This is a genomic window from Brevibacterium picturae (assembly GCF_030453725.1).
Lineage (GTDB): Bacteria > Actinomycetota > Actinomycetes > Actinomycetales > Brevibacteriaceae > Brevibacterium > Brevibacterium sandarakinum_A.
In genome coordinates, this window is the sequence record NZ_JAKDJU010000026.1 from 12,612 (window position 1) to 27,331 (window position 14,720).

At 64.4% G+C, this 14,720-nt stretch carries 12 protein-coding genes and 1 tRNA gene; 4 read left to right on the forward strand and 9 right to left on the reverse strand.

Features of this window, described 5'->3' with window-relative positions; genetic code table 11:
• Positions 1 to 16 precede the first annotated feature (16 nt).
• The 4 genes from L0G76_RS04640 to gcvH are packed head-to-tail and all read right to left on the reverse strand — an operon-like array spanning position 17 to position 3,320.
• Positions 17 to 1,411: a class II 3-deoxy-7-phosphoheptulonate synthase gene (locus L0G76_RS04640; RefSeq protein WP_304356153.1), complete on the reverse strand. Its 1,395-nt coding sequence runs from the start codon at positions 1,409 to 1,411 to the stop codon at positions 17 to 19.
• A gap of 10 nt (positions 1,412 to 1,421) precedes the next feature.
• Complete coding sequence (locus tag L0G76_RS04645) at positions 1,422 to 1,865, reverse strand: bifunctional nuclease family protein (RefSeq protein WP_304356154.1); 444 nt, start codon at positions 1,863 to 1,865, stop codon at positions 1,422 to 1,424.
• Positions 1,866 to 1,917: 52 nt separating this feature from the next.
• Positions 1,918 to 2,916, reverse strand: coding sequence for an FHA domain-containing protein (locus L0G76_RS16255; protein ID WP_369696157.1), 999 nt, complete (start codon positions 2,914 to 2,916; stop codon positions 1,918 to 1,920).
• Positions 2,916 to 3,320 carry a glycine cleavage system protein GcvH gene (gene gcvH / locus L0G76_RS04655; RefSeq protein WP_304356155.1) on the reverse strand — a complete coding sequence of 135 codons (405 nt, stop codon included), beginning with the start codon at positions 3,318 to 3,320 and terminating at the stop codon, positions 2,916 to 2,918. The genes L0G76_RS16255 and gcvH overlap by 1 nt, the downstream gene beginning before the upstream one ends.
• 232 nt (positions 3,321 to 3,552) lie before the next feature.
• Here gcvH and L0G76_RS04660 point away from each other — a divergent pair.
• A tRNA-Pro gene (locus tag L0G76_RS04660) sits at positions 3,553 to 3,626 on the forward strand.
• Between the two features lie 172 nt (positions 3,627 to 3,798).
• On the opposite strand, the gene L0G76_RS04665 is transcribed toward L0G76_RS04660, so the two are convergent.
• Positions 3,799 to 5,061, reverse strand: coding sequence for an MFS transporter (locus tag L0G76_RS04665; protein WP_304356156.1), 1,263 nt, complete (start codon positions 5,059 to 5,061; stop codon positions 3,799 to 3,801).
• On the reverse strand, positions 5,058 to 5,423 hold the full coding sequence (locus tag L0G76_RS16260) for a sodium:proton antiporter (RefSeq protein ID WP_369696158.1): 366 nt from the start codon (positions 5,421 to 5,423) through the stop codon (positions 5,058 to 5,060). Before L0G76_RS16260 ends, L0G76_RS04665 begins: the two co-directional genes overlap by 4 nt.
• Positions 5,424 to 5,559: 136 nt before the next feature.
• Here L0G76_RS16260 and L0G76_RS04675 point away from each other — a divergent pair, with 136 nt between their 5' ends.
• Positions 5,560 to 6,960, forward strand: a complete 1,401-nt coding sequence (locus L0G76_RS04675; protein WP_369696159.1) for a sugar porter family MFS transporter — start codon at positions 5,560 to 5,562, stop codon at positions 6,958 to 6,960.
• Between the two features lie 43 nt (positions 6,961 to 7,003).
• Here the strand turns inward: L0G76_RS04675 and L0G76_RS04680 are convergent, their stop codons facing one another.
• Together L0G76_RS04680 and L0G76_RS04685 are read right to left on the reverse strand one after the other, a co-directional pair.
• Entirely contained in the window at positions 7,004 to 7,504 is a 501-nt protein-coding gene (locus L0G76_RS04680; protein WP_304356159.1) for a DedA family protein, read from the reverse strand.
• Positions 7,505 to 7,660: 156 nt separating this feature from the next.
• Entirely contained in the window at positions 7,661 to 8,875 is a 1,215-nt protein-coding gene (locus L0G76_RS04685) for a metal-dependent hydrolase family protein (protein WP_304356160.1), read from the reverse strand.
• A 231-nt stretch (positions 8,876 to 9,106) separates the two neighbouring features.
• Here L0G76_RS04685 and L0G76_RS04690 point away from each other — a divergent pair, with 231 nt between their 5' ends.
• Entirely contained in the window at positions 9,107 to 13,078 is a 3,972-nt protein-coding gene (locus L0G76_RS04690; protein ID WP_487246988.1) for a Pls/PosA family non-ribosomal peptide synthetase, read from the forward strand.
• Positions 13,008 to 14,369, forward strand: coding sequence for a M1 family metallopeptidase (locus tag L0G76_RS04695; RefSeq protein WP_304356162.1), 1,362 nt, complete (start codon positions 13,008 to 13,010; stop codon positions 14,367 to 14,369). Before L0G76_RS04690 ends, L0G76_RS04695 begins: the two co-directional genes overlap by 71 nt.
• Positions 14,370 to 14,450: 81 nt before the next feature.
• On the opposite strand, the gene L0G76_RS04700 is transcribed toward L0G76_RS04695, so the two are convergent.
• Positions 14,451 to 14,720: GNAT family N-acetyltransferase (locus tag L0G76_RS04700; protein WP_304356163.1), on the reverse strand; the 270-nt coding region annotated here is incomplete at its 5' end.

The following is a 14,720-nucleotide window of genomic DNA, read 5'->3' on the forward strand; positions in this document are numbered from 1 at the left end:
CTGACTGGCACCCACATCAATTGCGACGCGTGAGGTACTCCGCGACCTGGAATGCCATTTCCAGAGACTGGTCATGATTGAGGCGAGGATCGACGAGCGTCTCATAGCGACGGCGCAGTCCCTCGTCGTCGATCTCGGTCGCTCCGCCCATGATCTCCGTGACGTCGTCCCCGGTGAGCTCGATGTGGAGTCCGCCCGGAATGGTCCCGGCGTCCTGATGCGCGGTGAAGAAGCCTTCGACCTCGGCCATGACATCCTCGAACCGACGGGTCTTGTAACCCGTGTTCGATGTGATGGTATTTCCGTGCATGGGATCGCAGACCCAGGTCACGTGCGGCAGACGATCGCCGATTCCGGCGAGCAGCTTCGGCAGCGCCTCGGTGATCTTCCCCGCTCCCATGCGCGTCACGAAGGTCAGTCGACCAGGCTCCGCGTCCGGATCGAGCTTCTCAGCCAGGGCCAGAGCTTCATCGGCGGTGGCCGTCGGACCAAGTTTGACGCCGATCGGATTGCGGACCTTGGACAGGAAGTCCACGTGCGCGCCGTCGATGTCACGAGTGCGTTCGCCGATCCACAAGAAGTGTCCTGACACATCGTAGGCCTGGCCGGTGCGCGAATCGATCCGGGTCAGTGCGCGTTCGTACTCGAGCAGAAGAGCCTCGTGAGCGGCATAGAACTCGGTGGTCTTCAACGCATCGAAGTCAGCTCCGCACGCGTCCATGAAACGGATGGCACGATCGATTTCGCGCGCAGTCTGCTCATAGCGCTGGTAGCCGGGGTTCGATGTCAGGAACCCGCGATTCCACTCATGGACGAGACGCAGGTCTGCGAAACCACCCTGGGTGAAGGCGCGGATGAGATTGAGCGTAGAAGCGGAGACGTGGTACCCCTGCAGCAATCGCGCAGGATCATGACGGCGTGATTCCTCGGTGAATTCGTACCCGTTGACGATGTCGCCACGGTACGAGGGCAACGTGACACCGTCCCGCGTCTCCATATCGGCCGACCTCGGCTTGGCGAACTGACCCGCCATACGACCGATCTTGACGACCGGCATCGATCCGCCGTAGGTGAGCACCGCAGCCATCTGCAGCACCGTCTGGACCCTGGCACGAATCTTGTCGGCTTGAGCACCGGCGAAGGACTCGGCGCAGTCACCACCGGCGAGGACGAAAGCCTCACCGCGAGAAGCCGCGGCAATGCGCTGCTTGAGCACGTCGGCTTCGCCGGCGAAGATCAGTGGCGGGGAGCTGCTCAGGCTGCTCAGTGCATCACCGAGTGCCTGCCCATCAAGATAGGTCGGCTGCTGCTGCGGATCCATCTCACGCCAGTCGTCGAGACCGCTGAGATCGTTCGTGCCCGCTGGGGCACTGTTCCTGTTGGCGAATACCGGATCGATATGAAGGCTCACAATCGTTCTTTCATGATGTTTCGGTGCCGGTTTCGAAGTCCTCGGCCGAGACGTTGTCGAGGAAGTCCCGGAATTGGGCGACTTCCTCCTCGTCAGCCTCCGGTGCTTCGATTCCGGCGTCTTCGAGAAGTTCTGAGTCGACGTAGACGGGACACTGGGCCGTCAGGGCCAGGGTCACCGCGTCGGAGGGTCGGGCAGAGATCGACTTTCCATCGTTCGTATGAAGTTCGGCCAAGAAGATCTGGCCATCGCGGCCGGTGATCGTGACATCGGCCAAGGACGTTTCATACGCCTCGAGTGTGTCGAGCAGCAGCGCGTGGGCCATCGGTCGCGGCGGGGTCAGGCCCCGTTGCGCAATCGAGAGTGCATTCGCTTCGATGGCCCCCACCCAGATCGGCAGATAGTAGGCAGGCTCAGTTGCTTTGAGCAAAAGGATCGGCTGGTTGGCTGGCATTTCAATGCGAACACCAACAACCTCGACTTCGACGTTTGACATTATCCCCCGGTCAGGAGCGCGGACGCTGCTGGAAAATCATCCGGAACTTGCCGATCTGCACATCGGCTCCGTTCTGCAGTTCAATGGAATCGATCAGTTGACGGCCCACATAGGTTCCGTTGAGTGAGCCCGTATCACGCAGCGTGAATCCGCTTGGTGTCCGAATGAATTCGGCGTGCTTGCGCGACACGGTGACGTCATCAAGGAAGATGTCAGCATTCGGGCTGCGGCCCACAGTCACCACGTCGGTATCGAGCAGAATCTGTGATCCCGAGTCCGGACCCGAGACGACCACGAGAAGCGCATCCGTGTCCTGCAGACCCTCAAGGTCGGGCACCGGATGGATCTCACCGGTATGCGGATCCAGAATCCCATGGAACTGCTGGCTGCCGGAATCATTGGAGACAGTCCCATCATTGCGGTACTGCTGTCCCTGACCGTTCACGTCGTGCGGCCCCTGGCCCTGGTTGCCGTACTGCGGCTGATTACTGCCGTACTGCGGCTGATTGCCCTGACCGTTGGAATCCTGCGGAACATAGTTGCCACCCTGTGGCTGACCGCTCTGAGGCGGATACTGCGGCTGATCCTGCTGATACGGAGGCTGCTGGTACTGACCCGGCTGGCCCTGATGCGCACCAGGCTGGCCCTGGTTCGGCGGGACTCCATAATGGTTCCCTCCGGGCTGCTGACCGCCGTTGTGCTGCGGAGCGTTGCCGTATTGCGGAGCCTGCGGTCCGTTGTTCACAGGCTGCTGGCCGTAGGGGGGCGTCTCCTGCGGAACTGGTCCACCCTGTGGCTGTGGCGGCGCATAGTTCTGCTGGCCGTTGCCCTGGCTGCCGCCGCCGTTCTGACCGTAAGGGTCGACCTGCGGATTGTGGCGCGTCTCGGGGTCTGTGTTCTCATCATCGCCGCCGGCACCGAACGGAAACTTCTTCGACTGCGGCACCTGGCCGTTGTCATACCAGGGCTGCGAGGGGTTGGGACGACCTTGATCGTTATTTTGCGACATTACGCCTCCTCGCTCTGAATGAGCTCTTGGTACTGCTCGCTGTCCATCAGTGCTTCGACCTGCTCAGGATTGCTGAGCTCGACGAGATACATCCACCCGTCCTTGAACGGTGAGGTGTTCACAGCCTCAGGTGTGTCGTCGAGTCCCTCGTTGACCTGGGTGATCGAACCGGACACGGGTGCGATGAGTTCGGACACGCTCTTCGTGCTCTCAACCTCGCCGCAGGATTCTCCAGCAGTGGTCGTTTCGCCGACATCAGGAAGATCGACATAGACGACGTCACCCAGCTGTTCCTGGGCGAAATCGGTGATACCCACGCGGACAACTGCACTGTTCTCCGTCGTCTCGACCCATTCGTGGTCGCTTGAGTATCGCAAGGACACTGGATAATCCAGGTTTGCCATGTCGACTCCTCTTAGCTTGTTGGTCCTCCAAGCATAGCCGCCTGAGGTGCATTCATAACAATCACGAAACAGAAATGTTACCGATCCTCGGGGCCTGCCCGGGCTCGCGCCCGTCTCTCACGTGACTACCTGGGATGATACCTGTTTTTTCGAGGTCACGGAACGCAGTTTTGGCACTGAGCCGAGGATCGTTATAGGCTGGGTCTCGTTGCTTTCCGAAGCAGCACGGACACGGGCTATAGCGCAGCTTGGTAGCGCGCTTCACTGGGGGTGAAGAGGTCGTGGGTTCAAATCCCGCTAGCCCGACCGTTGAGGTGGTACCTCCCGCTTGCGGGGGAATGTGTCGCGACATCGTTCCTACGATGTCGCGGCACATTTCTCATTTCTGACCCGGGCCTGTCTCGTGCAATCGCTTGTCTCGCGCAATCTCCGTCTCCCGTCGTTCTGGCGCGGCCTCACATGGCCGGGCCGCCTGCTCTCAGTGTGACTGCGGCTGTTGTCCTGGGAGGCGGCCGGCGAAGATCATCGTCACTGCACCGATGACGATCAGCACTGACAGACCCCAGCGCAGAGTGCCGAGACCGGCGATGACTCCGACCAGCGGGCTTGTCCCCAGGTACCCGATTCTCATGATCCAGTTCACGAGCGTCACGCCGCCGGCCCTCCCCACCCCCGGAAGGTGGGCGGCGGCTCCGAGCGCACCGGGAACAAGGGTTGCCGAGCCGTATCCCATCAGGCCCAGACCAAGCAACAGCTGCACCGGCTCGATTGCGGTGACGACACCGATTCCGCCGAGGGCGATGAATCCTCCGCCGAGGCGAGCGATCCGGCTGGAGCCGAAGCGCTGAACCAGGAAGTCTCCACTGAAGCGGCCCAGGCATTGGCTGCCGATGACCACGCTGAAGGCGATTCCGGAGGCGGCGGCCGGCACTCCGCTGAACTCGACCGCGGCGAGCGCGGACCAGTTGTTCGCAATGTCTTCGACCGCTGTCCCGCAGATCGCCACCACGGCCAGAGGCAGCGCCATGAGCAGGATCGCACGTTTCGACCTGGGGCGCCGGGCACCTGCAATCTCGCCGGCGGCTGCAGTCTCGCCGGCACCGGCGCCGAGGCTGGTGCCGGTGCCAGCCTCGGCGCCGTCATCGACACCGGATCTCGAGGACCGGGTGCCAGCGACAGCATCTCCGATCAGACTGCGGGCGACCATGATCACGATGATGGATGCCACCGTGATCAGCGCGAGATGGACTCTCATGTCCATGCCGTTCGCCGCGGCGGTCGTGGCGACTGCGCCGCTGACGAGTCCGCCCAGGCTCCACAGTGCGTGCATGGACGAGAGGATGACGCGCGACAGGCGCTCCTGCACCCCGATGCCGACGACGTTCTGGGCCACATCCACAGTGGCATCGAAGAAGCCGACGAGGAACAGGCAGGCAGCCATCATCCAACCGTTGACGGACCAGGCTGTTGCTGCCGCGGACAGCCCGAGGAGAACAGTCCCGCCGACGACGACGGCGTTGGCCCCGAACCGTGAGATGAGGTGGGCCGGCACGACAGAGGAGATGATCGCGCCGAGCGCGAACGAAGCCACGACGAGCCCGAACTCCCAGGAGCTCAGTCCCAGTCGCTCGACCAGCAGCGGATACCACGGCAGCAGCGCAGCGAAGACGAGACCATTGCAGCTGAAATAGAGTCCGACGCCGGCTATTGCCCGGGCACCGGAGCTGGGCCGAAGACTCATTCGCCCGACTCGCTGGTTCGGTCGGTCGAGCCCGTCCTTTTCCTCGCCTCAGATCGACCGTCTCGCATATTCGCCGGGGCCAGGATCGCAGCCAGCTGGGTCATCGGCCACCCGACGCACCCACCGAGACTCGGCATGCCCAGATTTGCCGAGTTCGCGAGCGATTTCACCCTGAGGTTCGGCCCGTGGCCGATGTAGGTGATTGCCCCACCCATAACCGCGGCCCCTCCCCATAATGGTGATGACGAGTTCCATCGAGCTCGTCGACGATGACGAGCCACCACTCTACTGAACTTCGGATCCGAGACCCGCAATCGCCCATCTCCCGAGCAGTCGCGTGCCGAACAGCCTGCGGGTGGCATACCCTTGGGTGCAGTTCATCGACGTCGCCTTCGCACACAGCTGACGAATGGCATCCGGAAGGAAGAGACCCACTTGACCCAGAACGACCCATCTCCCGACGGCAGACTGCATGGCAGAGACCGGGTGAATTCCCGCATCGTCGCAATCTCGCTGGCCGCCGCACTGGGCGGATTCCTCTTCGGCTTCGACACAGCTGTCATCAACGGTGCCGTCGACGCCCTGGCCGAGGAGTTCGCCCTCAGCGCCGGCCTGAAGGGCTTTGCGGTCTCGTCGGCGCTGCTGGCGTGCGCACTCGGAGCCTGGTTCGCCGGCTCCCTGGCCAATCGGTACGGCCGGCTTCCTGTCATGGTCGTCGCGGCGATTCTGTTCTTCGCCTCTGCGATCGGTTCGGGCCTGGCATTCGGAGTCACTGACCTCATCGTCTGGCGCATGGTGGGCGGCCTCGGCGTGGGTGCCGCTTCCGTCATCGCACCGGCCTATATCGCCGAGGTGTCCCCCGCCCGCGTACGAGGTCGCCTCGGTTCGCTGCAGCAGCTGGCGATCGTGACCGGAATCTTCGCTGCTCTCCTGTCGAATGCGCTTCTCGCGTCGCTGTCCGGCGGAGCCGCCGATCCGCTGTGGTTCGGGATCGAGACCTGGCGATGGATGTTCATGATCGAGGCACTCCCCGCCCTGGTCTACGGACTCATGGCACTGGGACTTCCCGAATCGCCTCGGTTCCTGGTCGCCCGCGGCAGAGAGGACGAGGCCGCTCGGGTTCTGCGTGTCTTCACGGGAGTCACCGACACCGATTCCCTCATCGAACGGATCCGTGATTCGATCCGGCGGGAGGACAAAGAGTCCTTCAGGGACCTCATCGGCAGACGCTTCGGCCTCAAGCCGATCGTCTGGATCGGCATCCTGCTGTCTGTCTTCCAACAGTTCGTCGGCATCAACGTCATCTTCTACTACTCCACGACATTGTGGAAGTCGGTCGGATTCGACGAGTCCAGCGCCCTCCTGACCTCGGTCATCACCTCGGTCACGAACATCGTCGTGACGATCGTGGCGATCCTTCTCGTCGACAGGGTCGGGCGTCGGAAGATGCTTTTGGCCGGTTCGTTCCTGATGGGGATCTCACTGGCGATGATGGCGGTGTCATTCTCATTCGCCGAACTCGCCACTGCTTCCGATGGCACCACCAGTGCCCAGTTGGATGCGCCGTGGTCGATCATCGCGCTGATCTCAGCGAATGTGTTCGTCGTCGGATTCGGCGCCACTTGGGGCCCGCTGGTGTGGGTGCTGCTGGGAGAGATGTTCCCCAACCGAATCCGCGCGGGCGCCCTGGCCGTGGCCGCCGCGGCCCAGTGGATCGCGAACTTCGCCATCTCGACGACGTTCCCGATCTTCGCCGACATCAGTCTGACCTTCGCCTACGGCTTCTACGCCTTCTTCGCGGTGCTGTCGTTCTTCTTCGTCTGGTGGAAGGTGCCCGAGACGAAGGGAATCGAGCTCGAAGACATGTCCGAAGATCTCGAGGCCCGCCCCCAGAACTGAGCCCGCCGAGGTGGTCAGCGGCTCGGTCCTCCGCCGAGGTGGTTCAGACCCGATCCTGGACGGCCGCATGGGACTGGTCGTCGTTCTTCTTCAGACCGATGACCAGTCCGATGATCGCGAGCACGAAGCAGGCGCCCAGACCGATGGTCAGCCCCGGCTCCACACTGTAGGCGGTGGCGAGGGCCTTGAACCCGATGAGCCCGACGGTCGAATAGATGAGGGCCCACAGCGACCCGCCGACAGCGAGAGCGGGAATGTAGCGACGGTAGCTCATCCCCGTGGTGCCCGCCGCCAGGTTGAGCACGGTCTGTACTCCGACCATGAGGAAGCTGACGACGATCACAGGTGCACCCCACCGCTCGATCATGGCCTCAGCCTTGCGGTACTTCGGTCCGGACATGATCGTGTCGATGCGTTCGATCTTCCGGAAGCCCCTGCGCGCCAAACGTCCCAGCAGAAAGGTTCCGCCCGCGCGGGCCAGAATGATTCCGAAGAGGATCAGCCAAGTGACGGCGATGGGAAACGACCAGTCCAGAGGATTCATCGCGAATCACTGACTCCGTCGTGGTGCGGCTGGTTTCTGTTGCTCACACCGCAATTGTACGCTAAGTGAGGTCAGCCTTCCCTCACTTGGTGCCCTCGCACCCACGTGCACGCCAGCCTGTGCCGGCCGACGTGCACGACTGTGCGACTCCCCGTCTCAGACGATTTCGCCGCCCTGATACACGGAACTCACGCGGTCCTCGATTCCCCTGACGTCCTCGATGCTGAGGTCGCCGTCGACGACGACGAGGTCGGCGAGCGCGCCCTCACCGATGCGACCGACCTCGTCGTGGCCGAGCAGATCGGCCGCGACTGAAGTGCCTGCCGCCAAGGCTTCGGCGGTGGAGAGACCTACCCCGGCCAACAGGCTGATCTCCTCAAGGTTCTCACCGTGCGGCCCGACACCGGCATCGGTGCCCATCGCAATCCTGATCCCGGCCTCATGGGCCTTCGCGATCGAAGCGTAGTGCGATTCGATGACCGCATGGGCCTTGTCGACGACGGACTGCGGCAGAGCCGAACCCGCCTCGGCGGACTTGATCACTGCCTGGGGAGCCTGCAGGGTCGGGACCAGGAACGTGCCGTTGGCGAGCATCAGGTCGATGGCTTCGTCGTCGAGGTAGATGCCGTGTTCGATGGAACGCACGCCGGCCCTCACCGCATTCTTGATTCCCGGTGCGCCCTGGGCATGGGACATGACATGGGCGCCCTGGGAAGCCGCCTCGGCGACGATGACGGCGATCTCCGCCTCGGTGAACTGGGAATGCCGGGGATCGTCCCGGGGCGAGAGCACACCTCCGGTCGAGCAGATCTTGATGTGATCGGCACCTGCCCGCAGCAGCTCCCGGGTCTTGCGCTGCACTCCCTCGAGCCCATCGGCAACACCTGAGGGCCGGCCCGGGTGCGGAGCCATGAACGGCGAGTCCGCTCCCGAGACCAGGTGGAAGTCACCGTGCCCGCCGGTCTGGGACATGATGTTGACCGCGATCGACATGCGTGGTCCGCGGACGACGCCCGACTCGACCGCGACCTTTGCGCCGAGGTCGGTGCCGCCCGCATCGCGGACGGTGGTCACCCCGCCCTTGAGCGTCCTCTCCATCTGGGCCACGGAGTTGTAGAACTGCAGCGAGAACGGGTCGTGGAACGAGGAGGAGTCACCGGCGCCTGTGCTCATCAGGTGCACGTGGCAGTCGATGACGCCGGGAATGAGTGTCTTGCCTGCGCAGTCGACGAAGCTGGCGCTGGCGTCGTGTGAGCCCTGGCCGCCCTCGGTGATTGCGGAGATCACTCCCCCGTCGACGACGACGTCTCGCAGCCCCACCAGGAACCGCGTTCCGTCGAAGACCTTGGCATTCTTGAAGACTGTGACCATTGGCTCTCTCCTCGTCATTGAAAATCGTTCGGGTGACGTGCTTCATACCCGTGGTTCACATCTATCACGGACATCAGTGCCTCGTCATTCTGTGGGTGAAGAACAGCGCAGCGTATGCATGATAGCCGAGGAGCTCTTGTGCCCAGACGCTCAGGGGTGATCGTTCACATTCGCGACACCTTGACGATATAGAGTCTCCGGCGATGACGGTCGGCCCATACGCCGGCGTCCATGTTTCGCTCTCAACTCGGAAGACCTGTGACCATACATTCGCCTCAGTTCCCAGCAGCTTCGCGCCCCCGTGAGGACCGCACACTCATCGACGTCCTCTTGGAAACCGCAGGAGCACATGGCGATCAGCCTGCCATCGACGACGGACGAGGCGCCCTCAGCTATTCCGACCTGATCGTCGAGATCCGTGATCTCGCTTTCACGATGGCCGAGGCGGGAATCGGGCCGGGGGACAAGGTCGGCATCCGGGTGGCCTCCGGTTCGTCCGATCTCTACGTCTCGATCCTGGCCACGATGATGCTGGGCGCGGCGTACGTTCCCGTCGACGTCGACGATCCCGATGAGCGGGCACACACCGTCTTCACCGAGGCGGCCGTCACCGGCGTCATCACCGCCGAGAGGTCGATTGAGTCCCGTACCGATCGGGGCCCGCTGGCGAGTTCAGAGCTGCGACGCCCGGTCCCCGACGACGACTGCTGGGTCATCTTCACCTCGGGTTCGACGGGTAAGCCGAAGGGTGTCGCCGTCTCCCACCGCAGTGCGGCGGCGTTCGTCGACGCCGAAGCGGCAATGTTCTGCCAGGACGAACCGCTGGGCCCGGGAGATCGGGTGCTGGCCGGTCTGTCCGTGGCCTTCGACGCCAGCTGTGAGGAGATGTGGCTGGCCTGGCGACATGGTGCGTGCCTGGTTCCTGCTCCTCGCGCCTTGGTGAAGTCCGGCATGGATCTGGGCCCGTGGCTGTCCTCACGCGGCATCACCGTGGTCTCGACCGTTCCCACTCTGGCAGCGCTGTGGCCGGCCGACAGCCTCGACGCAGTCCGTCTCCTGATCTTCGGCGGTGAGGCCTGTCCTCCTGAGCTCGGGCGCAGACTCAGCGACGAGAGTCGCGAGGTCTGGAACACCTACGGCCCCACCGAGGCGACGGTGGTGGCCTGCGCAGCACAGCTCGACGGTTCCGAGCCGGTTCGGATCGGGCTGCCCCTGGACGGCTGGTCCCTGGCTGTCGTCGATGCGGCAGGAATTCCCGTCGCCGACGGCCAGACCGGTGAGCTCATCATCGGCGGTATCGGGCTGGCCCGCTACCTTGATCCCGGCAAGGACGCCGAGAAGTACGCTCCGATGCCGACGCTCGGCTGGGCGAGGGCCTATCGCTCGGGTGACCTCGTCATCAGCGACCGGCAGGGGCTCATCTTCGTCGGCCGTGCCGATGAGCAGATCAAGCTTGCCGGTCGCCGCATCGAGCTCGGTGAGATCGACGCTGCCCTCCAGGCCCTGCCCGATGTCGACGGTGGTGCTGCGGCCGTGAAGCAGACCCCGGCGGGCACTGACATCCTCATCGGCTACATCGCGTCGAGTGCGGCGAATCCCGGGGACCGCATCTCCGCATGGGAACAGGCTCTGCGCGCCGAACTTCCTGCTGCCCTGGTGCCCCGGCTGGCGCTCATCGACGAACTGCCGACGAAGACCTCGGGCAAGGTCGATCGCAATGCTCTGCCCTGGCCGATAAGCGATGTCGCCGAGGCCGAGGACAGCACGGAGACCTTCGCGCCCGAGGTCGAATGGATCGCCGAGCAGTGGTCGGCGGTGCTCGGGTCGCGGCCCGGATGGGACACGGACTTCTTCTCCGCCGGCGGCGGGTCCCTCGCCGCCGCGCAGCTGGTCTCACGGCTGAGGACCCAGCATCCCAGCGTCACCGTGGGCGACGTCTATGCCCACCCGCGCTTCGGCGCACTCTCGACCCTGTGCCGCGTCGACGACGGAGCCGCGGCGAGCGCCCGTCCACGACGGACCATCACTCGGACGTCGAGGGGGATGCAGGCCTTCCAGACTCTGCTCGCGGTGCCGGTCCACATCCTCGGCGGGGTCAGGTGGGTCGTCATCGCGATGGTGCTCGCGAACCTCGGCAGCAGCCTCGGCGCGGATCTTCCTGTCACTCCCTGGCCGGTGATCATCACGCTGTTCGCGGTCTTCGTCACCGCCTGGGGTCGTATGCTCATCTCCGCCGGCGCCGCGCGTGCGCTGATGCTCGGCATCCGTCCGGGTGACTATCCTCGATCGGGATGGGTGCACAAGCGCCTGTGGTTGGCCGAACACATCGCCGATCTCGCGGCGGCCGTCTCGGTGGCGAGCGCGCCCTGGGTGACCTGGTACGGCAAGCTCCTGGGGAACAGAATCGGGCCGGATGCGGATCTGCACTCGGCTCCCCCGGTGACTGGTTTCCTGACTGTGGGTGAGGGCGCCGCGATCGAACCCGAGGTCGATCTCAAGGGGTGGTGGGTCGACGGTGACCTGCTGCGCATCGGCACCATCGATGTGGGCTCCAACGTGACGATCGGGGCCCGCTCCACATTGATGCCGGGCACCCGGGTCGGTGAGGGTGCCCTGATCGAGGCCGGTTCTGCTGTGACCGGGAAGGTGCGCCGGAACCAGATCTACTCGGGCTCCCCCGCTGTCCGGATCGGCAAGGCCAAGAGGAGCTGGCCCGCTCCACCGCCTCGCCGCAAGCTGCCTTTCCTGCTCTATGCCCTGGGCTCTCAGCTCAACGCCGCTCTGCCTTATCTGGCGGCCGTGCCGGGACTCGCGCTCATGATCGCAGTCTCGGGCATCAGAGTCGTCGAGTCCCCTTGGCTCGTTCTGGTCTGGTCCCCTTTCATCGCCTGCATCTGGTTCGTCTGCACCGCACTGTTCATCCTGGTCTCGGTGCGGCTCCTGTCCATTGGCATGAAGGAGGGAGAATTCCCCGTCCGCTCGGCTCGCGGCTACCGAGTGTGGGCCACGGAGCGACTCCTCGACCTCGCCAGGGACCTTCTCTTCCCGCTCTACGCCTCCATGCTCACCCCGTGGTGGCTGCGACTGCTCGGAGCGAAAGTGGGGCCGGGCACGGAGATCTCGACGGTGGTCTTCGTCCCCACGATGACGACCATCGCCGCCGGTGCGTTCTTGGCAGACGACACCATGGTGGCCAGCTACGAACTCGGCCACGGGTGGATGCGTGCCGGCCGGGCGAAGGTCGGCAAGCGCGCCTTCCTCGGCAACTCGGGCATCGCCTCCCCGGGGCGACGTGTGCCCAAGAATGCGCTGGTGGCGGTGCTGTCCGCGGCCCCGGCGAAGGCGAAGAAGGGCTCCTCCTGGCTCGGCTCTCCCCCGAGGCAGCTGCGCCGGGCAGCAGTCGATGCCGACGAGACGCTGACCTATGCGCCGACGCTGGGCGTCAGATCGGCCCGCGCCTTCTTCGAGACCCTGCGGATCACCTCGGTGATGGTCGCCGGCGCACTCATCGCCGCGGTTGTCATCACCATCGAGTTTCTCCTCGGACTGCCGGGCTCGGGCGGATCGTTCCTGGCCTCTGTCGGGCTCGCTCTGCTGACCTCGGGCATCGTGATGATGGCCGCCGGTGCGGTGGCGGCGGGGCTCGCGATCGCCGCCAAATGGATCTGCGCAGGTCCGATCAGGGCCGGCGAGCACCCTCTGTGGTCGTCGTTCATCTGGAGCAACGAGGTGGCCGACTGCTTCGTCGAGCTCATCGCCGCACCGTGGTTCGCCAGGAATGCGGTGGGGACACCCGCCATCGTGTGGTACCTGCGTGCAATGGGAGCGAAGATCGGCCACGGGGCGTGGTGTGAGAGCTATTGGCTGCCCGAAGCCGACCTCGTCAGCCTCGGCGACAACTCCACGATCAACCGCGGCTGTGTGGTCCAGACGCATCTCTTCCACGACCGGGTGATGAGCTTGGACGCCGTTGAGCTGGAGGAGGGATCCACGCTGGGACCCAACAGCGTGATCCTGCCTGCGTCCAGTCTGGGCACGAACGCCACGGTCGGTGCGGCGTCGCTGGTGATGCGCGGAGAGTTCGTGCCGGCGCATGCCTATTTCAGCGGCAATCCTGTCATACCCTGGGTGGATGCACCGGAACTTCCTGACGTCGGATCCGACGAACCGGAAACAGCAGCAAGGCGGCACCACGATGCTTGATCCCTACACACCGGACGTCGGCACCACCGGCCTCACCATCGACCACTACGACCTGGACCTCGACTACCGGGTCGGACCCAACCGCCTCTCCGCACGTGCGAGCCTGACGGGTCGAGTGCTGGCGGAGACGAAGACGATCCTCCTCGATCTCACAGGTCTGCGAGTCACGAAGGCCACCGTCAACGGCAAGAAGGTTCGGTACTCGACGCGGGGCAAGAAGCTGCGGCTGACCACCGACCCCCTGCCGAAGAACCAGCCGGTGCGCATCGACGTCGCCTATGTCGGTAATCCGCAGCCCGCGATCGGGACCTGGGGTGACGTGGGCTGGGAGGAGCTCGAGGACGGTGTCCTCGTCGCCGGGCAGCCCGTCGGCGCATCGACCTGGTTCCCCTGCAACGATCATCCCTCGGACAAGTCGAAGTACCGCATCCGGGTGCTCACGGAGTCCGAATACACCGTCGTGTCCAACGGCCAGCTCATCGACAAGGTCCGCAAGGCCGGCCGCACAGCATGGACCTACGAGTCCCGGACGCCGCTGGCGACGTACCTGGCCACGGTGCAGATCGGCCGCTACCGGCACACCCAGATCGCCGCCGAGGACGGCACTGCCCCCTCCCCTGTCCCCCTGGGTCTCTATGCGGGCGAGCATTGGCCCACCGCGTCGACGCGCCTGCGGGTCCAGCACTCCATGATGAACGAGTTCATCGACCGTTTCGGCCCGTACCCCTTCGACCGCTACGACGTGGTCGTGACCGACGACGAGCTCGAGATCCCCCTTGAGTCACAACCCCTGTCAGTGTTGGGTCCCAACCACCTGGGCGAGGAGTGGGAGGCCGAACGACTGGTTGCCCATGAGATGGCCCATCAGTGGTTCGGAAACTCGCTGACGCCTCGACGCTGGTCCGACATCTGGCTCAATGAGGGGTTCGCCTGCTATTCGGAGTGGGTGTGGTCGGAAGCCTCGGGTCGCAGCAGTGCCCACGAGTGTGCGCAGACCTGGCGAGAGGCTCTCGCCGACGAACCGCAGGACTTCGTGCTCAGCGATCCGGGTGGTCCCGACATGTTCGATGACCGTGTGTACAAGCGCGGAGCACTGTGCCTGCACGCGCTGAGGCTCGAGATCGGTGACGAGGTCTTCTTCGCCGCGATCTCGGAGTGGACGACGAAGCATCGTCATTCCTCGGTCGAGACCTCAGAGTTCCTCGAGTGCATCTCCGGTGTGGCCGGCCGCGACCTCGCCGAGGTTGTCCATCCGTGGCTGTACGAAGAGGAGCTGCCCGAGTTGGCTTAGCTGAGACTGCTGGGGTTGCTGAGTCAGTTGGCTTAGCTGAGTCTGCTGGGTTTGCTGGGTCTGCTGAGTCACTTGGCTACGTTACTTGAGCTGCCGGACGAGGATGTCAGAGTCCCCGTTGCGCCCGACCGTGACGAATCCGCGGTCGTGGTAGAGCCGGGCCGCGCCGTTGCCGTCCTCGACCGAGAGGCTGACAGCAGGAAAACCGCTCATCTTCGCCAATGTGCACACGACGTCGAGGAGCATGCCGCCGAGGCCCTGGGACTGGTGGTCGGGCAGGACGGCCAACGACAGCTCGGGGATGTCCGCGGCCACCCAGCCGTACCCGGTGAAGTGCGGACCCGCCTCGGC